We start from the raw sequence: 21,974 nt of genomic DNA, 5'->3' as shown, positions 1-21,974 counted from the left end.
ATTGATTGATTGATGAATTCCGGATTAATGGGTATGGTTTCTAACCTCGGCCCATTGCACGCGTTTACTGTTTCTAAAATTGCTAAAGAAGGAATGTCTTCTAGCTTCCGTAGGTGATTGTCTGATAAAAGTTCTCATGTTGTTCGTTTTTTTATGTCCCGAAATGAATCGGGATCTGATTGATGATTTATTGATTGATTGATGAATTCCGGATTAATGGGTATGGTTTCTAACCTCGGCCCATTGCACGCGTTTACTGTTTCTAAAATTGCTAAAGAAGGAATGTCTTCTGGCTTCCGTGGGTGATTGTCTGATAAAGGTTCTCATGTTCTTCGTTTTTTATCCCAATATGTATCGGGTTGATTAATTTATTTTCTAACTACTAATTGATAATTGCTGTTATATCTAGGAGACGAAGATGGATTATATTTGTTACAGTACTATGTAATAAAAGGTACTATTTAATATAAATATTTTAATTAAAATATTGAAAATCAATCAAATAAAATAAATGTTAAAAATATGCTAAACTAAATTCAGGGTTGTAATTGGACCTTTAAGAACTAAAACTTAATACCGAAATTATTATAAAACATATGCTATCTTTGGGGTAGTTTAAAGAAAAGTTAGGAATCTTGCTCCGACCAATAATTGGAATCTTTCTCTCAACCCTAGAGATGAAATTTTGTAAAAGGCTACTCAAACTTCTGTTCTTTCTTTATTAAAAATTAAATAGCAACTTAAAAATCGCGAATGGCAAAATCACAGCAAACCTTCAATAAAACAGAAAAAGTAAAAAAGAGATTAAAAAAGAGAGAAGAGAAGCAGAAAAAGAAAGAGGCGCGCAAACAAGCTTCAAAAGAAAGCGGGTCTTCCGGAATACCCATTGCTTATGTTGATTTCAACGGAAATTTGGTGGATACGCCGCCAGATCCAACAATGAAGGTAGAGATAGATGCAGAAGATATTGTGCTGGGAATACCAAAAAAGGAAGAAAGCGATACCGAGGAATTTGATCCAGTCAGAAATGGTAAGGTTTCTTTCTTTGACTCTTCAAAAGGTTTTGGATTTATTATTGATTCCGAAAATAATGAGAAGTACTTTGTGCATGTAAGTGGCCTCATTGATGAAATATTTGAAAACGACAAGGTTTCCTTTGAACTTGAAAAGGGAATGAAGGGTATGAACGCTGTTAGGGTCAAGAAAATCTAATTACCTTGAATATTTATAGAACCCAATGACCTTACTTAAGCGTAATACGGGACTTATTTTACTTGCTTTTTTTGCCATTTACGTTATTTGGGGCAGTACGTATCTTTTAAATAAAATTGCGGTTACGGAACTGCCGGCATTCATGTTGGCAGGTATACGTTTCATTACGGCGGGCAGTCTTATTTTTTTAATTGCCAAATTTTTAAAAATTCCTTTGGTAGTTACAAAGCGCCAGTTGGGTAACTCCATCATAGCCGGTTTTCTATTTTTGACCTTTGGCAACGGTGTAGTCGTGTGGGCATTGAAATTCGTGGATAGTGGCTTTGCCGCCCTTGAGATATCCGCCCAACCACTCGTGGTATTATTGCTGATGCGAATACTACAGAATAAAAGAATTCAACCCATGTCCTTTATAGGGGTAGGATTGGGCATGATAGGCATATATCTTTTGGTGAGCCAAAAACAAATCATTTCACAGGACGGTGCGCTTCTAGGAATGATACTTATATTTTTCTGTATGATCAGTTGGGCCTACGGCAGTCTTTTTGTGGGAAAGGCGGATCTGCCGCCCAATTACTTCGTAAATACCGGATACCAAATGGTAACCGGGGGAATACAACTGTTTTTGATCAGCGCACTTATTGGGGAGGAGTGGATTTCTCCTGTTGATTGGAGTGTGCCCGTAAAATGGTCTATGCTTTTGTTGATCTTGCTGGGCAGTATTGTAGCTTTTACGGCTTTTAACTATCTGCTCAAAGTGGTGTCCCCAGAAAAAGTAGCAACTTCCACCTATGTTAATCCGATCATTGCCATGATTTTGGGTTGGTATTTTTTAAAGGAGGAGATTACCTTACAATCCGTCATTGCGGCCCTGATTTTGCTTACCGGGGTCTATTTTATTAATACGAAAAAACGAATCACCCTGTTTTCAAGGTTTACCTCTAAGAAGTTGGGCTGATAAATCAGCTATTGTTTCCACCGAACCTTCTTGCATGCCTTCCAATAAAATGGAACCTACCCGTACACGAATGAGTCGCACTGTAGGATAACCCACTGCAGCCGTCATTTTTCGAATTTGCCGAAACTTTCCTTCGGTCAGAATTATTTTAATCCATGATGTAGGGCGGTGAAGTCTGATTCGTAATTTTGGATCGGCATCGGGCAGGGTAGGGGCTTCCTCTAATTTTTCCACCCTACAAGGTTTGGTGGTATAGCTTTTCCCAAATAGTCCGATAGTGACACCAGCCTCAAGCTTTTTAATGGAAAGGGAATCTATGCTACCGTCCAATTGTGCCCAGTATTCTTTTTCGATTGCGCCGCTATTGATGGTATCGGCTAATTTTCCATCGGTAGTAAGCAATAACAGCCCTTCGGATTTTTCGTCCAAACGACCAATGGGCATGGTACCTTCGGGAAAATCATAGAGTTCGGTCAGGAACCTCTTGTTCCGTATTTGTCTTGCTTCACCCGATGTCATCTGACTCAAAAAACCAACGGGTTTGTACATTTTAAAATGGGAATGGACATCCATCTGAACGGGAATTGGTTTAGCATCAATTGGTCGGAAAGATACCCTTTTTATCGCATGGATTAGCATTCGGCCATAGAAGACCGTACCTTTGCAACCTTCAAAAGAAAAGGAGTACATGTAAGAGACCGTATACGAGTTACAGGAGAAAAAGACGGATAAAGAGCTGTATAGCTATCAGCAGGGAGCCATCCAACAAATTTTTGAAAAGTTTGACAACGAACGTGAGGATTACCATCTTTTGTACCAATTGCCTACAGGTGGTGGTAAAACGGTCATCTTTTCGGAAATCGTCCGTCAGTATTTAAAAAACCATTCCAAAAAGGTATTGGTCATGACCCACAGGGTGGAGCTTTGCAACCAGACCTCGGACATGCTTACTAGTTTTGGCGTGGTGAATAAAGTGGTCAATAGCAAGGCAAATTTGGACGATCAGGAAAAGTACAGCTGTTATGTGGCCATGGTGGAGACCTTGAACAACCGCTTGAACGATGATAAATTGGATATTTCTGATGTCGGTCTGGTCATCATCGACGAGGCCCATTACAACTCTTTTACCAAACTGTTCAAATTCTTTGAGAATTCCTTTATTTTGGGGGTTACGGCAACGCCGTTAAGTTCCAACAAGGAAACTCCCATGAACGGCAATTACGATGAGTTGATACCCGGGGAGTCCATAGAAAATCTAATAGAGAACGATTTTTTGGCCCGTGCCGAAACCTATCACTATGACATGGGGCTTACCTCCTTGGAGGTGGGGTCCAACGGGGATTATACCGTAAAATCTTCTGCCGACCTGTATACGAGTCCGGCCATGTTGAGCAAACTTTTGGAAGCCTATACCAAACATTCCAAGGATAAAAAGACGCTGATATTCAATAATGGTATAGAAACTTCCATTCAGGTCTACTATACGTTCAGAAATGCCGGATTGCCCATCATGCACCTAGACAATACCGCTACAAAAAAGCAGCGAAAGCAGATTTTAAAGTGGTTCAAGGAAACCCCAAATGCCATATTGACCTCGGTAAGTATCTTGACCACGGGGTTTGATGAGCCTACGATCGAGAGTATCATCCTTAACAGGGCTACAAAATCCCTGACCTTATACTACCAAATGATCGGAAGGGGTTCCCGTGTACTGAACAACAAATCTAAATTCACGGTCATCGATTTGGGTAATAATTTATACCGATTTGGACCATGGGGCGCAGATTTGGATTGGGAGGCTATTTTCAAGTCGCCCAATTATTACATGGACAGGATCCGTGATGATGAGGATATCGAGGCCGGTTTCAAGCACGACCTATCCGAGGACATAAAGGAGGAGTTCAAAAACTCCAATGAAACCTATTTCGATATCCGCGAAACCTATGAACAAGCTACATTGGCTGGCGAGTCCTCCAAGGTGGTTCTGGAGCGTTCCATAGAGCAGCATGCCTATATCTGTATAGAAAACAGCGAGGATGTCTATGATGCCCTGGCCTTAGCCAAATTGTTGAAGGAGGATATTGACAATCGTATCCATGTCTACGCCAAGTGTATCAGTAAAAGTACCCATAATTTCCTGAGTTGGTTGAAGGATGACTATCAAAAGAAATTGAATGCATATCTGCGGGAAAATTTTGATTCGGTCTACGAGAATATTAACGGGCATCCGCCGGAGGAGTAGCATTTAGGTTTATCTTATTATCTCCTTACTAAATCGCCCATTACTTTTCCTATTTTTACCATATGGAAAAGAAATCGACTAAAATCGCCATTATTGGCGCAGGGGTCAGTGGTTTGATTGCTGCCATTACCTTGGAAAAGGAAGGGTATTCCCCCACTATTTATGAATCCACGGAGCGTATTGGCGGACGTGTAAAAACGGACATCGTTGATGGATATCAATTGGACCATGGTTTTCAGGTTTTGTTGGATGCCTATCCCATGGCCCAGAAATACCTGGACTACGAAGCATTGGAACTCCAAAGATTCTTGCCAGGAGCCCATGTCTTTCATAAAGGAAAGGCGTCCGTTATTGGAGATCCTCTTCGGGAGCTTGGCCTTTTGTTTCCTACATTGGCCTCCAATGTGGGAACCTTGGGCGATAAGATAAAGGTCTTCATTTTAAATAGGGAACTGAAAACAAAAGCACTGGAGGAACTTTTTAGGGAACCGGAAACTTCAACACTCCAGTTTTTAAAGGCCTACGGTTTTTCCGAAGGAATTATCACCAAGTTTTTCAAACCCTTCTTTTCCGGTATTTTTTTGGAGCCGCATTTGTCCACATCCTCTAGAATGTTCCAGTTCGTTTATAAAATGTTCGCATCGGGATTGGCCGTATTGCCCAAAGGGGGTATCGCTGCCATTCCTGATCAATTGCAAAAGCAGTTGGGGCAGACGAAATTCTTGTTCAACGCGTCGGTCGAAAAATGTATGGACGACACCATTACCTTTTCGAACGGTACCTCTGTTTTTGCGGATTACACGATCATTGCTACGGACGCTTCCCCCTTGATTCCCAATTTACGTAAGCAGCAGTTGGATTGGCATGAATCGGATACCTTGTATTTTACATCCAAAGAGCGCGCTATAGATAAACCCCTGATCGGTCTGATCGCGGATGAAGAGGCATTGATCAATAATATTTTCTACCATACTTCCCTGGAAACGGCTCAAAAAGGGGCATCGGAATTGCTTTCGGTTACCGTTGTGAAAAATCATGATTTATCCGAATATCAACTCGTCCAAAAAGTGAAAGAGGATCTAAAGAAATTTTGTGGAATTACCACCGACCAATACCTGAAGCACTATCCGATAAAAAGGGCACTGCCACAATTGAAAGACATTAGGTACACCTTGATGCCTTCTGAAACCCGACTAACGGAAAACGTGTTTTTGGCCGGTGACTATTTGCTCAATGGATCTCTGAACGCCGCCATGCTTTCTGGGGAAATGGCCGCTAAAGGGGTATTGGAAGTTCTGGAAAAGCGCAACTGATCAATTGTTCAGCCAATAGGTAAACTTCAATGTCAAGCCCCAATTGCGGGTTTCAAAAGGTGTTACGAAATAGTTGTTGGTATACACTAGGAACAAATCTGAAGCTGGACTATAACGCCACTGAAACCTGGAATTTAGGTTCATATTGCCTGTTTGCTCGTTGTATTGGACCAAATTGGCAAAAAATATTTTATTGGTAAAGGTAATATCCGCCTCCGCACCGATCAACCAAAATTCGTTGGTGTTCCACGGTGCTGGTAAATCGATGTGGTTGTAGTTTAAATTCGCGCTTAAGCTTACGTAGGGCTGAAATCGGTATCCCAGCTCCGTCGTCAGGCTTGTGCGCTTTCCATCCTGGTAATAGCCTCCCACACGGCCTCCTAAGGAATAGGTGAAAAGGCTTTGGGGCTTGGATTGGTATTCCCAACCAAAGGCGTTCCATTGATGTTTCGTGCCCGTTGCCAATTCTGCAATGCCCAATCGGGTGGGATCAAAGGGGGCCAACAGTTCCACATAATCATCGGATAGAAAGAAAAACGCATTGCTACGGTTCCTAAAATCAAAACGATAGAGCATATAGGCCAGATGGTCCGTTTCACGGAATGCTTCGTTAAAAAACCACGTGACGTTCAATTCCGGTCCATGACTCACAATGGGACCCGCTTTCGGGAAGAACAGATGGCCCAATTTCCCCGTGAAATTGACATAGTTTCTTCTGGGTACAAAACCCACCTCTGCCGTATAATCGTTACTTACCCATTCCTGCTGTAAACGCCAGTTCCATTTTCTACTACTGTATTCCAAATGTGCCCCTTGGGCAATGCCGCGGCCACTTTCATCCGGGGCAAGCGACTTCAGTATAAAGGCCTTGCCGTTCCAAATGTTGTTGGAGGAAGCCAGATTGTATTCCATGCCCAGATTCCGATTGTATTTTGCATATTGGGCGTTTATGGAATCGTTTTCTGAGGGATAATTGATGGACTGCTTGTTCACGACCATAAGCCCGATGTTGCTTCGACCAAAGACCTTACGCTGTAAGGAAAGCACTCCAAAATTTTGACTGGGCAAGCCGGTTTCATCCACAGCGGCTGTTTGCATGTCCATAAGGCCCATGCGCCACTTTTCATTGAGGTTTCCACTAACACGGGCACCGGCCTGAATGGGCACCCCTAGTCCGATTCTTCTCGAAAAGAAGGGCCGTATGGTCTCATACCCAAAATTGGCAAAAAGATCCCCGTTCTCCAGAAAAAACTGTCGTCTTTCGGGGAAGAAAAGCTCAAATCTGTCCAAATTGGTAATTTGTCGGTCTACCTCCACTTGCGAAAAATCTGGATTTACGGTAAGGTCCAGATTCAGGGAGGAAGTGAGACTGAACTTTATATCACCCCCAATTTTTCCTATAGTTTTGGTACCCTCGTTGGCTTCCAAATCCCGATTCACCTCTCCCAATAAATAGGGGATAATTGAAAAGTTGGTGCCTGGGGCCGGTGGGGGTGCATCCCAGACCAAGGTTCCCGTGTAGGCCAGTGCGGCCGTTGGAAACTGTCTGGGAATGGGGGTCCAGCTGGATTTTTCACTGGATTTGAGGTCTAGCCGACTAAAATTAATGCCCCATTCCGTTACACCGGCCTCATAGCGAATGGACTTAAAGGGAACGGCCATCTCAAAAACCCATTTGTCATCGTCACGGGTCACCTCAGAAATCCACTTGCTGTCCCAGTTCAAGTCGATTCGAGAACCATCGAACATAGTACCGTCCCATTGTGCGCCAAAAGCATTGGAACCAAAGGAAAAGCCCGTGGTTTGATTATTGAAAGGGTCCAAAAACAGCAAAAAATTGTCGTTTCTACCAAAGGAGAAATCCCGGCGGAGCGATTCTACAAAGTAATTGGCTTCGGTGGCATTGTAAAAGGTGGCCAACAGATAGAGGTTTTTATCGTCATAGGTCATTTTTATGGCAGATTGTTCGGTGGCCAGTCCGTCATCCATAGGAAGTACCCTAAAAAAGTCCTTGGCGACTTCGGCATCCTGCCACGCGACGTCATCACCAATACCATCGATTTTTACGGGGTGGTTCGTCTTTTTAATGTGTAAACGATAGTCGGTGTTCTTTTTTTGTGCGGTTACTAAGTGGACGAAAAGAAATAGGCACACAATGGTGCATAGGTAATTCTTCATTTGTTAATTTGGTAATCGAGAAATCCTTCCGATAATTATCTCGAATTTTTAGGTTGTTTTTTATGAATCCCACGTTGGCTCATGCGGGGGATATTTCTATTGGCGGTGCAACTTACTCAAATTTTAGGAGTCTATTTTTTCCATACCGCAAAAAAGAAGCTAAAATTCATGTAAATCATCGGTTTGGATTCATAAAATGCATTTTCGACTATCGGTCTAACAAAGATTGAAAAGTCTTAAATAGTGCTCCTTTGTAGTTTGTTATTATTTCCGATACTAATTTAGGTATTAGAGTTAATGATTATCCTTTGTTTGAAGGATATTTGAAGAAATCCATTATTTATTCAAAACTGATTATGAGCGAAAAAGCATTGTTAAAACCATATAACAAAGGAAATTTTACGTTAAGAAATAGGGTGGTCATGGCCCCCATGACCCGAAGTAGGGCCGCGAACGAGGCCAAAAAACCGGAAGAAGGCCTACATGATATTTATTATCAGCAAAGAGCTTCGGCCGGACTCATAATCACTGAGGGGTCACAAGTGTCCGAAGAAGCGGTTGGCTACATAAATACACCTGGAATACACACTGAAGAGCAGTTAGAGGGTTGGAAACAGGTAACCGAGGCAGTTCATGAAAAAAACGGTACCATCTTCATTCAGTTATGGCATGTGGGTAGAATGTCCCATCCAGATTTTCACGATGGGGATTTGCCTTTAGCTCCGTCCGCCATCAACCCAGAGGCAAAATCTTATACCCCAGAAGGTTTTAAGGATACGGTCATACCAAAGGCAATGACCAAAGAAGATATTGCCAGGACAATCGAGGATTTTAAAAATGCAGCCCAAAATGCGGTTAAGGCGGGATTTGATGGCGTTGAGATCCACTCTTCAAACGGGTATCTTTTTCATCAATTTTTTAATGCAACCTCGAACACAAGAACGGACGAATATGGTGGTAGTATTGAAAATAGGGCACGATTCTTTTTTGAAGTTTTGGATGAAGTCAAAAAAGTTATTCCAGAATCAAAAATTGGCGCACGCTTCAATCCTTCTTTAAATGGAATGTTTGGAATGACTATGGATGAGGAAACCATTCCAACTTTTGAGTTTATCATTAAAAAATTGGATCATGAATATGACCTTGCTTATATACATCTTTCGGAACCTTTTAATGATGTATCAAAAATCCCATTTGCGGTTGAGAACATAGCGGAACATTTTAGACCCATGTATAAGGGTACCCTTATAATCAATGGAGGTTTTGATCAGGACTCTGGTAATAAGGTCATAGAAAACGGGCATGCCGACTTGGTTTCTTTTGGGAAATTGTATGTGTCCAACCCCGATTTAGTCGAACGCTTTAAAAATGATTGGGAACTGGCCGACTGGGATGAAGACACTTTTTACACTCCAGGTACCGAGGGTTATATAGACTATGATACCCACAAGAAAGAAGAGTCGGTTCAGTAAAGACTGAATTAATCATTAATAATAAAAATAAGATAAAATGAATTTTACAAGAAATGCGAAAGCACAATGGAAAGGGAGTGGAAAAGAAGGACACGGAACCTTAACTACGGATAGTACCGTTTTGGAAAATACCCAATACTCCTTCAATACGAGATTTGAGGATGGAAAAGGTACCAATCCGGAAGAACTCATTGGAGCGGCACACGCGGGTTGTTTTGCCATGCAACTGAGTTTTTTGCTTGGTGAGGCTGATTATACACCCAATACGCTAGACGTAAGCGCCAAGGTATCCTTTAAAGATGGCGAGATTGTAAAAGTGACCTTGGATCTTAAAGGTGATGTACCGGAAATTGAAGCTTCGGAATTTAAAGAAATTGCTACGAAGGCAAAAAATGTGTGTCCCATTTCCAAATTATTGGATACGGAAATCGTACTAAATGCCAGTTTAGCATAGAAATAAAAAACACATTGCAAAGAAAAAGCAGCCTAGATGGCTGCTTTTTTATATCGTTAATTCAAAAGCCTATCTGATATGGTCCTTGTTCCGTTCCAAATCCTCATTTCCTGAACCTCCCTGACTGTACAATTGATTTTCTTCGTCCTTAACCGTTTTCTTGGTTCTGTCTTTTGGTAAATCCCGACCCGGAACATCCAAATCAGAACCTGCAAAATCCACGTCTTTTTCCCTTTCCTGTAATTGTTGGTCATCTCCTTGATCGGTTCTCGAATTTTTTGTTTTTTCGCCCAAAGCGTTCAAATCCTCTTTTGTAATATCTGAATTGTAGGTTTTTTCTTTTTGATTACTCATATTCTAAAATTTAGATTAATAATGCTCCGATAAGGTAATAGTTTTATAATCCTGGGATTGACTTAAATCCAAGATAAATATGCTGTTTTCAAACACTGGCTAGTTATTTTTTTATTCAGGATTTGAGCTAATAATTACACTATTTCGGGTAAGGTTCATACTTCTTTCCGATTATCTTACCATAAATGAAAAAGACACACACTATGGAAAATATATTAGTTGCCGGTGCCAATGGTACTACTGGCAAAAAAGTAGTTCAACTACTAAAAAAGTCTCAATATTTTAATCCTGTTGCCATGGTTCGTAAGAAGGAACAATTGGCGCAATTTGAAGACGACGGGATAGATACGGTTTTAGGTGATCTGGAGGAAGATATCACACATACCGTTGCAAATATTGATAAAGTCATTTTTGCCGCGGGCTCAGGAGGTGAAAAAGTTGTAGCTGTAGACCAAGAAGGAGCCAAGAGATTAATCGATGCATCCAGAAACGCTAACGTAAAAAGATTTGTAATGTTAAGTTCTATGGGGGCTGATAATCCAGAAACTACAGAAGATCTTAAAGAGTATTTACAAGCAAAACATAATGCGGACGAATACTTAAAATCTACGGATTTAAATTATATGATTGTTCGGCCCGGTTCATTGACGAATGATACGGGAACAGGAAAGATTAGTTTAAAAAGGCATTTTGAAAAGCATGGTTCCATTACCCGTGACGATGTGGCCCAAACCTTAGTTCATGCCTTACATGAAGATGCCGGTACGAACGAAACGTTTGAAATTTTGGAAGGTGATACCTTGATCGGAAAAGCGTTGGATTCGGTCTCCTAGATGATTTTTTACACGATTAAAATTTTTTAAGTACTTGATAATTAATTATTTAAATTGTTGAAAATCTTTAATTTACAATAACAAATCCCTCGATGAGGGTCTAATTTATAGAACTAAAAAAATAGAGCAAATAGAAAAAGACAAAAGAAGATGGCACATAAAATAAATATTCAAGATATAGGATTTATAAGACATAACGTACTCCAAATACAGACGGACAGACCTTCGGGATATGATTTTACACCGGGTCAGGCTTGCGAAATGTCCATTGACCAACCCAAATGGAAAGAAGAAAAACGACCCTTTACTTTTACCAGTTTGCCAGATGATGGTTTCTTACAGTTTACCATCAAAGTGTATCCGGACCACGATGGAGTTACCGATCAATTACAGACATTGGAACAGGGAGATTCGCTGTTGATAAGTGATTCGTGGGGGGCAATTTCCTATCAAGGACCTGGAATTTTCTTGGCCGGTGGGGCAGGAGTTACCCCATTTATCGCAATTATCAAGGATTTGGCCAGAAAAGGAAATTTAGAAGGCAACAAATTGATCTTTGGTAATCAAAGGGAGCGTGATATTATTCTTCAATCCGATTTTGAAAGGTGGCTGGGAAAAGATTTTATCAATATACTTTCCGATGAACATAGCAGCAAGTTTCCCCATGGTAACATAGACAAGGAATTTATTAAAAACCACACCGAGAATCTTGACAAAAAGTTTTACCTCTGCGGACCACCTCCAATGATGGATAGTGTGTATAATGCCTTGTTGGAATTGGATGTTCCAAAAAAGAATATTATTACAGAAGATTTTGATTGAACGAAGAATAATCGCATCGAAAAAGGAATTCACGTTTTAATAATAGCATGTGGAAACAGTAACCGGTGAGAACAAATAATTTTTTTTGAATTGGGCAATTTGAAGGATTGGCACTTTCAAAAAACCAAAATTAAAAGCTAAAAACCGAACAGGTTTTTAGCTTTTGATTTTTAAACCTTTCGGGAGGATAATCCCTTTTCTTAGCAATGGGAATGATTGAAAATTTTTCAATATGTAAGGATGCTTCAGTATCTTAGCGGCAAACTGATATACAATGAAAAACAAAATATCACTTTTAAAAATTTTCTGTGCCGCTGCACTGGCATTCAGCATATTTTCCTGTAAGGAAAACAAGAAGGAAGAAAGCGCTGATGTCAAGGAGGAAGTACCCATGGATAGTACGGACTTGGCATTATTGGATTTGAATTTACCCGATGGTTTTGAGATAAAGGTATATGCCAGGGGAGTGGATGGTGCACGTTCCATGGCCATGGGACCTGACGGGACACTGTTTGTCGGAACCAGAAACGAGAACACCGTATACGCTATACAGGACAAAGATGGGGACTATAAAGCCGAAACGGTCATGGTGCTCGATACTATGGAGGTTCCCAACGGAATTGCCATGCGAAACGGAGACCTGTATGTTGCCCAGGTAGGTAGTTTATGGAAATATCCCAATATTGAAAGCCAGTTGGGTGGTACATTGAACAAGGAATTGGTCTATGATGATTATCCAACGGAATTCCATCACGGTTGGAAATATATTGCCTTTGGACCCGATGATAAATTATACGTTCCTGTGGGTGCCCCCTGCAATATTTGTGATTCGACCGTGGTAGACGAACGTTTTGCCACCATCACCAGAATGGACCCTGACGGAAGTAACCGTGAAATTTACGCCCACGGCGTACGGAATTCCGTAGGCTTTACTTGGGATGATAAAGGTGAGATGTGGTTTACGGACAATGGCAGGGATATGTTGGGCGATGATGTTCCTCCTTGTGAACTGAACCATATTACCGAGGCTGGTCAGCATTTTGGTTATCCTTTCTGTCACGGAGGTACAGTAAAAGACCCGGAATTTGGTGATCAACGTCCTTGTTCGGATTTTGTGCCACCTGCTAAAGCTTTGGGAGCACATGTGGCACCCTTGGCGGTGAAATTTAAATCAGGAACTATGTTTCCAGCATCTTACAATGGAAAAGCGTTTATCGCCGAGCATGGTTCCTGGAACAGAAGTAAAAAGGTAGGTTATAGAATTATGCTGGCCGATATAGAAAATGGTGAAGTTAAGGGTACGGAGCCCTTCATCGATGGTTGGTTGAATGACGAGACCCAGAAAGTAACGGGCAGACCCGTTGATTTACTGTGGATGAAAGACGGGTCTTTGTTGATATCCGATGATTATGGAGACGCCATTTACAGGGTTACGTATTCCGATACCCAAGTAGCTTCCAACTAATCATGGCCCAGTTTCCTGAAAAAGTATATCTGAACGGAGAAATCATACCTTCTGAAAAAGCCCAAATATCGGTCTTTGACAGAGGGTTTATTTTTGGCGATGGCATCTATGAGGCCATGGCCCAGATCAATGGAGCTTTTTTTTACGGGGAGGCACATCTGGCTCGGCTTGCAGAGGGGCTTTCAAAAATCAATATTCGGTATGATGTCGGCCAAATACCTGAGGAAGTCAACAAATTGCTGGCAGCTACAAACCTTATTGGAAAGGACTGTTTCCTGTATATTCAAATAACTCGGGGTGTTGCCCCCAGACAGCATTCCTTTCCAAAAGACATAAGGCCTACGGTTTTTATGTATGCACTTCCTAAGGTGTTGCCCGATATCAATACCCTGCATGCAAATGTGATTACCCGGGAAGATTTCAGGTGGTCAAGATGCGATATTAAAATGACCTCTCTATTGGGTAACGTGATGCTCAACGAAGAGGCCATGCAGCACGAATGCTATGAAACGGTGTTATACCGAAGCGGCATGGTTACGGAAGCTTCGCATTGCAATGTTTTTTTCGTGAAAGATAGAGTTGTGTATACACATCCGGCCAATGAATTTATTTTAAATGGAATCACCCGTTTGGTAGTGGTTCAGCTTTGCCAAGAATTGGGGTTGGAATTGTGTGAGGAGGCCGTTGCCATCGACAGTATTCGTGAGATGGACGAGGCCTTCCTTACAGGTACGAGCACACAGATAGCTTCCATACGGCAAATGGATGACCATGTATATTATCAGAATAATAATGTCGGGCCCATTACAAAAATGCTGCAGGCAGCCTTCCTTCGTTTGAAAGCTATTGAAAGGTAGCAATGTATTCCTGGGGAGGGTTTTGTGAAATCAAGGAAATCGTTTATTTTCAAAGTCTAAACCGACTGAAAATGAAACGCATCCATCAAATTCTTCTCGCATTTTTGATTTTTCCCTTTGTAACCCTTACCGCGCAAAGTGATGGGCAGGGCACGTACACCTTACTAATTGATGCCTATGATTGGGGTCCGGCCGTTAACAAGATAATCGTACCCAAAGTTGAATCTGAAACACCCGCTGTTTTTGGAGATTATGAGGTGAAGGTTGTACGAAGCAAGGAAAATGTAGAAATGCGGGAGGGGGAAGCCCAAGGAACCAGGAATGTGTTATATGCCTATCCATCCAATGCAGATGGGGACCGCAGTGAGACTGGTGAATTTACGACATTGGTTCTCATGGTAGCACCTAACGACCCATTAAGTTCCCCAATCAAGTACTACCGTGGCCCCAATGGAAGGGCCAGCAACCAATGGATTGATTATGAATTGACCGTTACCCATGTACCTACGGGAACAACTTGGGACAAGGAGGGCAAAAGAATGATTCCCGACCTTGATATTTTTGATTTAACGGGAACTTTTAGCCATAAGGATATTGACCTTACCTATGGTAGTTTTAAACCCAAAGGCAGCGGAAGCCTTCCATTGATCATTTGGTTGCACGGGGGTGGGGAAGGTGGCACCGACCCAGGTATTCCCCTTATTGCCAACAAAGCTGTCAATTATTCTTCCGCTGAGATTCAGGAAATTTTTAAAGGGGCCTATGTACTGGCGCCCCAGACGCCCACTTTTTGGATGCAGAGTGAATCTGGGGAATATACCCGTGGCAATACCAATGATATTTACAATGAGACCTTGATGGCCTTGATCAAGGATTATGTAAGTAAAAACCCGGGAATCGATACGGATAGAATCTATATAGGTGGCTGTTCCAATGGGGGTTACATGAGTCTCAAACTCTTATTGAACCACCCTGATTATTTTGCAGCGGGCTACATTAGTGCGCTGGCCTATCACAATGAGTTCATCTCGGAGGCACAATTGAACAGCATCAAAAATATTCCTATATGGTTCGTGCATTCCAAGGACGATACCACAACCGTTCCCGAAAAAACCGTAGTACCCCTTTATGAAAGATTGGTGGCCGCTGGTGCACCCAACGTGCATTTATCCCTCTATGACCATGTAACCGATTTGAATGGTATGTATGGCGGGAAAGCTTATCATTTTCCAGGGCATTGGTCTTGGATCTATTCCCATGCCAATGATGCCGATTTTGATTATGATGGCAACCCGGTCCTTATCGACAGCAAGCCCGTTACCATTATGGAGTGGTTGGCACAACAGCACAAATAGAAATTTGAAGCATATCCCGATGGATTATCGGAATCTTTACATATCCTACCCCAAAGAATTTCGATAATCCTAAAATTCCATTTTGGAAATTGGTAAACTTGGAGTATTGCGTAACTTTAGGCAAAACCAACATTCAAATATCATTTTTCATGAAAAGGCTATTGCTATCCACTGTTTTCCTGTTTTTAGGACTTACCGTTTTTTCCCAAAACTTTGACGCTTTCCAATACCGCACGATCGGGCCCAACAGGGGAGGAAGGGTCACAACCGTGACGGGTACGCCCATGCTTCCGGGTACATTTTATTTGGGAGCTTCAGGTGCGGGTGTGTGGAAAACCGACGATTACGGGACCACTTGGAACAATGTTTCTGATGGATTTTTTAAGACACCCTCCATTGGCGCTATTGAAGTGGCCCAAAACGACCCGAATATCGTCTATGTGGGTACGGGTTCGGATGGTATTCGAAGTAATATTATCAACGGAAAAGGGGTCTATAAATCCATTGACGCTGGAAAAACCTGGACACATATCGGCTTGGTAAATGCCGGACAGATCGGTGCCGTTGAAATTGACCCGACCAATAGTAATATCGTTTGGGTAGCTGCCATAGGAAATGCTTTTAAACCCAACGAGGAACGGGGTATCTACAAAACTATGGATGGTGGAAATACCTGGGAAAAGGTCCTTTTCGTTTCCAATGAAACGGGCTTTGCCGATTTGGAACTGCTTCCCGGTAACCCGAATGTGGTGTACGCCGCGGCTTGGAAGGCACAAAGAACCCCGTGGACCATTATTTCCGGTGGAGATAATAAAGAGGGAGGTATCTACAAATCGGTCAACGGTGGCAAGGACTGGGTAAAATTGGAAGATGGACTGCCAAAAGGCCTCATTGGAAAAATTGACTTGGCCGTTTCCCCTACCGACTCCAGTATTCTGTACGCTGTAATTGAAGCACCGGGAAAGGAAGGAGGGGTCTATAAATCGGTAGATCAAGGAAAGACCTTTACCCAAACCTCCAGCAATGAGGGACTTGTAAACCGACCTTTTTACTATACCAACATTGAATTGGACCCCACTAACCCGGATATCGTTTACTCCAATGCAAATCCGCTATTAAAATCGGTTGATGGCGGAAAGACCTGGAAACGTATGAGCGTACCTCACGGTGATAACCATGATATTTGGTTAAACCCCAACAATCCCGATCTGTTGATCCAATGTAATGATGGTGGGGCGAACGTTTCCCACAATGGGGGAAAGACGTGGTCCACACAATTCAATCAGCCCACGGCCGAAATCTATCAGGTGGCCGTGGACGACCAGTATCCCTATTGGGTCTATGGGGCGCAACAGGACAATACCACCATAGCTATTCCCAGTTCGGCACCGACAGCCAGTGGTCCGCAGGGTACACAGATCATGATGGATGTGGGCGGCTGTGAAACCGGTCCAGCCATCCCAAAACCTGGCGATCCTAATGTGGTGTACAACAACTGTAAAGGTCGGTTTAGCGTATTTAACAAGCTTACGGGTACGGACCGCGAATACTCCATTGGAGCCTCAAATATCTATGGACACAATCCCAAGGACCTAAAATACAGGTTTCAAAGGGTGGCGCCCATCCACGTGTCCCCACATGATCCAAATGTGGTCTATATGGGCTCGCAATACCTTCATAAAACCAGAAATGATGGCCAAATTTGGGAAACGATTTCTCCCGATCTAACTGCCAATGAGGACGATAAACAGGTAATTTCCGGTAGTCCCATCACAAGGGACATCACCGGGGAGGAGTATTACAGTACGCTCTATTCCATCAGGGAGTCAAAAATAAAGGAAGGGCTTATCTGGACAGGTTCCAATGACGGCGTTATTTCTGTAACCCAAGATGGTGGACAGACATGGAGCGATGTCACCCCTAAGAAACTCCCTAACGGTGGAAGGGTAGAGTCCGTTGAACCTTCCCAATTCGACCCTGCCAAGGCCTATGTTGCCGTAGACCGACATTTACTGGGCGATGAAAAACCATATATATACAAAACGGAAGATTACGGAAAGAACTGGACGGTGTTGAGTACCGAGGCCAATGGAATTCCATCGGACCATACCACAAGGGTACTCAGGGAAGATCCTAAAACCCCTGGATTATTGTATTTGGGAACGGAATATGGGATGTTCATTTCATTCGATGACGGAAAAAGTTGGAAATCCTTTCAGCAAAACTTACCTATAACCCCCATTACCGATATTATCCTGCATCGCGGTGATTTGATATTGAGCACTATGGGACGCGGTTTTTGGATTTTGGACGATGTGAGTGCCATCAGGGATTCCAAAATAACAGCCTTAGGCGAGGAACCGGTACTTTTCAAACCGGAAGATACCTATCGCTATAGATCGCCATGGGGTTCCGGTGATTTCCCCAACTATCCATCCACCAGCGTAAGTATCGATTATTACCTACCGCAAGATTATAAAAATGGGGTAAGCATTGAAATACTTGATTCGGACCGAAATACGGTGGCGACCATCGTGAGTGATTCCACCCAGTTAAAATCCACCAAGGAATCGGTGGAGGATATGGGCTTGAGTATGGTCTTTGAGTATGTGGACACCAAATTGGAAACCAAGAAGGGTATCAATCGTTTTGCTTGGGACCTAAGGCAAAAAGGGGCCTGGAATTCCAACAAAAGCAGAAGTTATAAAAATGGCCCCATGGTTTTGCCGGGATCCTATACCGCCAAACTGACGGTGGACGGAAAATCTACCGAGCAAACCTTCGATATACTGATGGATCCCCGTTTGGAGCGGGAAGGGGTTTCCCAAGAAATGATACAGGAGCAGTTGGTCCTACAAAACAAGGTAAACGACCTTTTGTCCGAAGCGCGAAAATTCCAGGATTCCTTGGAAAAGAAAATCAAGGAAACCAAGGACAAAGCGGAGAAAGAAGCCCTAGAAAATGTATTAAAATCCATCAAAAACGATGACGGGGCCTATCCGCAACAGATGATGGTCGCCCAGATTTCCTATCTGTCCAACATCCTAGGTGGGTCCGATAAAAAACCGGGCAATGAAGAAGTACAAAGATTCAAGGAGTTGCAGCAACAGTTTCAAGCCGTGAAACAAAAAGTGAATCTATAAACTGTTTGAATGTTCAAGTAAGCAACCTTTGCCATGTCGCACCGAAGAAAATTTCTAAAACAAGGGGCTTTGGCCTTGCTTTCGGCCCCATTGCTGTCCTTCGATCCGAAAAAGGAGTGGTCCTTAGGGGCTTTAAAAACGGATTCCTATGACGATGCGTATTGGAATTCCGTTCGGAAGCAATTCCCCCTTAAAGAAGGACAGACCTATTTTAACAATGGGACTATGGGCCCAACGCCGGGGTATGTGTTGGACAAAATGATGCACCATATGTTGCATTACAATGTGGAGGCGGCCACCATCGACTATAAAAATAATTCAGGTCCCAAGTTGTTGAGCGGCTATTTCCCGTACGAAGAACTTCGCACCAAGTTGGCGAATATTATCAAATGTGATTTTAGGGAAATCAGCCTTATCCAAAACGCGACGTTTGGGATGAACTATGTAGGAATGGGGCTGGACCTGAAGCCAGGTGACGAATTGCTGAACACAAATCAGGAACACGGCGGTGGCTTTGGGGCGTGGCAATTATTGGCAAAACGCAAGGGATGTGTGTACAAGCAAGCAATCTTACCAGAACCGGCCAACGATCCGCAAGAAATTGTTGACGCTATTTTTAAGCAGGTAACCAAAAAAACGAAGGTGATTGCCATACCCCATATCGTGTCAGGTTATGGAACGGTGATGCCGGTCAAGGAAATATGCCAAAAAGCTAAAAATAACGGCATCTTTACGGTATTGGACGGCGCCCAGTGTGTTGGGCAGATTCCGGTAGATGTACGGGACATTGGCTGCGATGCCTATTATTCCAGCCTGCACAAATGGCTTTTGGCGCCCGCCGGAAGTGGCCTTTTGTACATTAACAAGGATGTTGTTTCGAATATATGGTCCACGATCGCCAGTTACAATTGGGACAATCAGGAAGACCATGGATTCCGACTCATGCAGAATGGCACGGGGAATGCCGGACTTTTGGCGGGTTACGATGCCGCGGTGGATTTCTTTAATACCATAGGGGCGGAACAATGGCTGGGGAGGATCAAGGAATTGGGAATGTATTTGCGCAATGGTCTAAAACGGATTTCGCATGTTACCATCTACTCCTCCACGAATGAGGAAATGGCCGCAGGGATTACGACCTATGGTGTTGCCGGTATTTCGGGACCCGATTTGCAAACAGCCATGTGGGAAAAGGAGCGATTGCAGCCTCGGTCCGTGGGCGATAAAATGATCCGTCATTCCGTTCATATCTATAATTCAAAGGAAGAAATAGACCGTTCCCTGCGTGTTATAGAAAGTCTAGGTTAATCTTTTAGTGTTCTTTTTTGACCCAAAAGATTCATTTTGTAATCAACAAGGTGTTAACGCTATCTAAATGCTTCTTAAACACTATTTTTGCCGCATGAATAGGTTTACATACAAAGGATTCACACTCCTTTTTCTGCTTTTCTGTCAGACCTTACTGATTGCTCAGGAAAAAGGTGAATATGAAGGACCGTTCCAAATTGGAAAATATACGGGCAATGCGCGTTATCAGTACTATACTTCGGCAACCGATACGGTACTAGACGGCCCATTTTTGTTTCAAAAGTCCAATTTGGAGACCTTGTTGAAGGAACAGGACTCCTCCTTTACCATCAAGGGCAATTTTATCGACGCCTTGGCCAATGGTCCGTGGCAATTTCAATTTGGAAAATATACGTCTGACAGTAAGAGCGAAGTCGTAGATTTCGAATATCGAATCTTGGTCAGCGGCACCCAGGAAATGGCGACCGGTGTTTTATCCGAAGGCCTGCCTGATGGCGATTGGCATATTACGGTACAGGAGGTTGAAAACTCCGAAGTAACGAATATACTGTTCAAAAGTGAATTCAATTTTGAAAAGGGCGTTCCCCAGCAAAGTTTCAAAATAGAAAGTGATAGCAGTGCCCTCGTAGGTAGATTTCTTAGGAACGGCGTGGCGCACGATGCATGGACCAGTTACGGAAGCAATGCCTTGGAAGTGGACGAAACATGGTACTTTGAAGAAGGACTCCTACAAAAAATCGTTTTTGATGCTACAGGTGAGGAGGTCCCAGTTTTCGATATGTATGCACCACAGTATGAGATGATTTCCTTGGACGACCGATTCCTGCTGCTTTTACGATATAACTTACGGGATAAGATAGGTCAGGGCAACACGTTGCAACTGTTGTCCAAGAACCGAGAAGTGTACCAAAAAATCAATACGATACTTACACAATTGGGCTCCCTTCCCTTTGATACGAATATAAAGGTACAGGTTCCCGTGTATGCTTTGGACAGCCTTCAAAAGGAGACCTTGGAACGGATTTCCGATAATTTGACCCAAGCATCGGAACTGTCCAAGACTATCCTTTCCAATAGCCACCTCAATATTATCCGAAGAACGGATACCGATGCTCAGTATTGGTATTCGGTTACCGAAAAATTGGTATCGGAATTTCTGAGTCCCTTGGAATCCTATGTAGATCTTTACCAAAATCAAATTTTTGAATTTGTAAATCCATCCACCGTTGAAGGGCGTATCTTTCCGGTCGGAATTCCCGATAAGACTATCGAGGTACAGGTCGGGCAAGAGCCATTTCAACTGCCTGAAGCCGATGCTTTCAACTTTCAAGGTAGTGGTCTTCAAGCCATGGAGCAAATAAGTGTCTATGCCCAAATGAGCATGGAATATATCCTGGACCAACTGTCTAATAAGCTATCGGACGATATTCAGATCCAATCCTTAAAAGAACTGGAGACCAACCTAATTTCCGTAAACAACGGTATTGAAAAGCAAATCGATTCCCTATTGCCCCAGCTTCCGGAAAATTATGCCAATGCCTTGAAAAATTTGGGCGATACGGCCAATCAAAAATTGGCAACCTATGCAAATATTTCCAACCCGGGCGAAAAATTGAGTTTTGGGGAAGACCTACAATCCTGTTTGGAGGATATCAGATCCCTGATCAAACTTCTTTCCAATTTTCCGGAAAAAATCAAAGAAATTAAGGCGCTCTATACGGACGATATCTGGAATCCCTTTATGGCGACCGTCATGGATGAGGAGGTCAAAAAGCGTATCGTGGAGGCGTATAGGGATATTTTGGTGCCCTATTTTGTGCAAACTATTTCACAAACAGGGGAATGTGATAGGTTTGCCTTATTACGGGAACAGATTGTGTATGCCAATAACCGAATGGTGGATTTACGAAACAAGGAAACCCGAAAATTAGAACGAAAACTTAAAAGGGCACGAACGGCAGAAGAGATCTTGAAGTTGTTCCAACAGCAAATCCCAAAAGAAGACTAG

At 42.8% G+C, this 21,974-nt stretch carries 17 protein-coding genes; 14 read left to right on the top strand and 3 right to left on the bottom strand.

Annotation, left to right across the window (positions count from 1 at the left end; translation table 11 throughout):
• The first annotated feature begins 753 nt into the window (after positions 1-753).
• Positions 754-1,212, top strand: coding sequence for a cold-shock protein (locus tag PP181_RS10215; RefSeq protein WP_138259666.1), 459 nt, complete (start codon positions 754-756; stop codon positions 1,210-1,212).
• 25 nt (positions 1,213-1,237) lie between these two features.
• Positions 1,238-2,170 (top strand): EamA family transporter, encoded by a 933-nt coding sequence (locus PP181_RS10210; RefSeq protein WP_154919146.1) that lies wholly within the window; start codon positions 1,238-1,240, stop codon positions 2,168-2,170.
• Here the strand turns inward: PP181_RS10210 and PP181_RS10205 are convergent.
• Positions 2,141-2,743 (bottom strand): pseudouridine synthase, encoded by a 603-nt coding sequence (locus PP181_RS10205; protein ID WP_272637010.1) that lies wholly within the window; start codon positions 2,741-2,743, stop codon positions 2,141-2,143. The genes PP181_RS10210 and PP181_RS10205 overlap by 30 nt on opposite strands.
• 163 nt (positions 2,744-2,906) lie before the next feature.
• Here PP181_RS10205 and PP181_RS10200 point away from each other — a divergent pair, with 163 nt between their 5' ends.
• Both PP181_RS10200 and PP181_RS10195 read left to right on the top strand, forming a co-directional pair.
• Positions 2,907-4,412, top strand: a complete 1,506-nt coding sequence (locus PP181_RS10200) for a DEAD/DEAH box helicase (RefSeq protein WP_272637016.1) — start codon at positions 2,907-2,909, stop codon at positions 4,410-4,412.
• A 62-nt stretch (positions 4,413-4,474) separates the two neighbouring features.
• Positions 4,475-5,725: a protoporphyrinogen/coproporphyrinogen oxidase gene (locus PP181_RS10195; protein WP_272637009.1), complete on the top strand. Its 1,251-nt coding sequence runs from the start codon at positions 4,475-4,477 to the stop codon at positions 5,723-5,725.
• On the opposite strand, the gene PP181_RS10190 is transcribed toward PP181_RS10195, so the two are convergent.
• Positions 5,726-7,903 carry a carbohydrate binding family 9 domain-containing protein gene (locus PP181_RS10190; RefSeq protein WP_272637008.1) on the bottom strand — a complete coding sequence of 726 codons (2,178 nt, stop codon included), beginning with the start codon at positions 7,901-7,903 and terminating at the stop codon, positions 5,726-5,728. It lies immediately after the preceding gene.
• A 356-nt stretch (positions 7,904-8,259) separates the two neighbouring features.
• Here PP181_RS10190 and PP181_RS10185 point away from each other — a divergent pair, with 356 nt between their 5' ends.
• Entirely contained in the window at positions 8,260-9,375 is a 1,116-nt protein-coding gene (locus PP181_RS10185; RefSeq protein WP_272637007.1) for an alkene reductase, read from the top strand.
• Between the two features lie 37 nt (positions 9,376-9,412).
• Positions 9,413-9,829 carry an OsmC family protein gene (locus tag PP181_RS10180; RefSeq protein ID WP_272637006.1) on the top strand — a complete coding sequence of 139 codons (417 nt, stop codon included), beginning with the start codon at positions 9,413-9,415 and terminating at the stop codon, positions 9,827-9,829.
• Between the two features lie 69 nt (positions 9,830-9,898).
• Here the strand turns inward: PP181_RS10180 and PP181_RS10175 are convergent, their stop codons facing one another.
• Complete coding sequence (locus PP181_RS10175) at positions 9,899-10,183, bottom strand: hypothetical protein (protein WP_272637005.1); 285 nt, start codon at positions 10,181-10,183, stop codon at positions 9,899-9,901.
• Positions 10,184-10,386: 203 nt separating this feature from the next.
• Here PP181_RS10175 and PP181_RS10170 point away from each other — a divergent pair, with 203 nt between their 5' ends.
• The 8 genes from PP181_RS10170 (at position 10,387) to PP181_RS10135 (ending at position 21,974) form a co-directional block, all read left to right on the top strand.
• Positions 10,387-11,016, top strand: a complete 630-nt coding sequence (locus tag PP181_RS10170; protein WP_272637004.1) for an SDR family oxidoreductase — start codon at positions 10,387-10,389, stop codon at positions 11,014-11,016.
• A gap of 150 nt (positions 11,017-11,166) precedes the next feature.
• The gene (locus tag PP181_RS10165; protein WP_272637003.1) at positions 11,167-11,838 is read left to right on the top strand and encodes a flavodoxin reductase; all 672 of its coding nucleotides are present in this window, start codon (positions 11,167-11,169) and stop codon (positions 11,836-11,838) included.
• A gap of 274 nt (positions 11,839-12,112) precedes the next feature.
• The gene (locus PP181_RS10160) at positions 12,113-13,303 is read left to right on the top strand and encodes a PQQ-dependent sugar dehydrogenase (protein WP_272637002.1); all 1,191 of its coding nucleotides are present in this window, start codon (positions 12,113-12,115) and stop codon (positions 13,301-13,303) included.
• Between the two features lie 2 nt (positions 13,304-13,305).
• Complete coding sequence (locus PP181_RS10155) at positions 13,306-14,160, top strand: aminotransferase class IV (protein WP_272637001.1); 855 nt, start codon at positions 13,306-13,308, stop codon at positions 14,158-14,160.
• Positions 14,161-14,162: 2 nt separating this feature from the next.
• Complete coding sequence (locus PP181_RS10150; RefSeq protein ID WP_272637000.1) at positions 14,163-15,515, top strand: prolyl oligopeptidase family serine peptidase; 1,353 nt, start codon at positions 14,163-14,165, stop codon at positions 15,513-15,515.
• A 149-nt stretch (positions 15,516-15,664) separates the two neighbouring features.
• Entirely contained in the window at positions 15,665-18,658 is a 2,994-nt protein-coding gene (locus PP181_RS10145) for a hypothetical protein (RefSeq protein ID WP_272636999.1), read from the top strand.
• Between the two features lie 33 nt (positions 18,659-18,691).
• Positions 18,692-19,966 (top strand): aminotransferase class V-fold PLP-dependent enzyme, encoded by a 1,275-nt coding sequence (locus PP181_RS10140; protein ID WP_272636998.1) that lies wholly within the window; start codon positions 18,692-18,694, stop codon positions 19,964-19,966.
• Between the two features lie 94 nt (positions 19,967-20,060).
• Positions 20,061-21,974, top strand: coding sequence for a hypothetical protein (locus PP181_RS10135; RefSeq protein WP_272636997.1), 1,914 nt, complete (start codon positions 20,061-20,063; stop codon positions 21,972-21,974).

This window comes from Maribacter sp. PR66, assembly GCF_028464205.1.
Classification (GTDB): Bacteria; Bacteroidota; Bacteroidia; order Flavobacteriales; family Flavobacteriaceae; genus Maribacter; species Maribacter flavus.
This window is presented reverse-complemented; position numbering and strand designations above follow the sequence as displayed.

What these genes read in the sequence shown, in the direction of transcription:
- PP181_RS10165 (WP_272637003.1), top strand. Translation starts at nt 11,167, where the DNA reads ATGGCACATAAAATAAATATTCAAGATATAGGATTTATAAGACATAAC.
- PP181_RS10205 (WP_272637010.1), bottom strand. Translation starts at nt 2,743, where the DNA reads ATGGATGTCCATTCCCATTTTAAAATGTACAAACCCGTTGGTTTTTTG.
- PP181_RS10195 (WP_272637009.1), top strand. Translation starts at nt 4,475, where the DNA reads ATGGAAAAGAAATCGACTAAAATCGCCATTATTGGCGCAGGGGTCAGT.
- PP181_RS10210 (WP_154919146.1), top strand. Translation starts at nt 1,238, where the DNA reads ATGACCTTACTTAAGCGTAATACGGGACTTATTTTACTTGCTTTTTTT.
- PP181_RS10155 (WP_272637001.1), top strand. Translation starts at nt 13,306, where the DNA reads ATGGCCCAGTTTCCTGAAAAAGTATATCTGAACGGAGAAATCATACCT.
- PP181_RS10190 (WP_272637008.1), bottom strand. Translation starts at nt 7,903, where the DNA reads ATGAAGAATTACCTATGCACCATTGTGTGCCTATTTCTTTTCGTCCAC.
- PP181_RS10160 (WP_272637002.1), top strand. Translation starts at nt 12,113, where the DNA reads ATGAAAAACAAAATATCACTTTTAAAAATTTTCTGTGCCGCTGCACTG.
- PP181_RS10145 (WP_272636999.1), top strand. Translation starts at nt 15,665, where the DNA reads ATGAAAAGGCTATTGCTATCCACTGTTTTCCTGTTTTTAGGACTTACC.
- PP181_RS10175 (WP_272637005.1), bottom strand. Translation starts at nt 10,183, where the DNA reads ATGAGTAATCAAAAAGAAAAAACCTACAATTCAGATATTACAAAAGAG.
- PP181_RS10135 (WP_272636997.1), top strand. Translation starts at nt 20,061, where the DNA reads ATGAATAGGTTTACATACAAAGGATTCACACTCCTTTTTCTGCTTTTC.
- PP181_RS10180 (WP_272637006.1), top strand. Translation starts at nt 9,413, where the DNA reads ATGAATTTTACAAGAAATGCGAAAGCACAATGGAAAGGGAGTGGAAAA.
- PP181_RS10170 (WP_272637004.1), top strand. Translation starts at nt 10,387, where the DNA reads ATGGAAAATATATTAGTTGCCGGTGCCAATGGTACTACTGGCAAAAAA.
- PP181_RS10140 (WP_272636998.1), top strand. Translation starts at nt 18,692, where the DNA reads ATGTCGCACCGAAGAAAATTTCTAAAACAAGGGGCTTTGGCCTTGCTT.
- PP181_RS10185 (WP_272637007.1), top strand. Translation starts at nt 8,260, where the DNA reads ATGAGCGAAAAAGCATTGTTAAAACCATATAACAAAGGAAATTTTACG.
- PP181_RS10150 (WP_272637000.1), top strand. Translation starts at nt 14,163, where the DNA reads ATGTATTCCTGGGGAGGGTTTTGTGAAATCAAGGAAATCGTTTATTTT.
- PP181_RS10215 (WP_138259666.1), top strand. Translation starts at nt 754, where the DNA reads ATGGCAAAATCACAGCAAACCTTCAATAAAACAGAAAAAGTAAAAAAG.